Here is a 225-nt window from a genome sequence, read left to right as displayed (position 1 = left end):
CGTGGTCGACGGTCAGTCGGTGCTCGTGCCGGTCGTGTATCTCGCGCAGGCTAGCCAGCAGAATATCGACGGGCCGCTGATCAGTGCGACGAACATCGATTTCCAGGACGCGCAGTCGTTCACGAACAGCGGAACGATCAAGGCGGACAACACGCTGGCGATCCAGGGCAAGCAGATTGACAACGCGTTCGGCGCGCTGCAAAGCGGCGGGCTGATGTCGCTGAA

Annotated in this window: 1 protein-coding gene; it reads left to right on the top strand. The window is 61.8% G+C overall.

Translation table 11 applies throughout. The annotated features are described in order from the left end of the window. The coding region (locus ACV22W_RS33800) for a hypothetical protein (protein WP_448023886.1) at positions 1 to 225 on the top strand (225 nt) is incomplete at both ends.

It is taken from the genome of Burkholderia sp. AW49-1, from assembly GCF_053427845.1.
The sequence above is the reverse complement of the archived record's forward strand: the minus strand, read 5'-3'. Positions and strand labels throughout refer to the sequence as shown.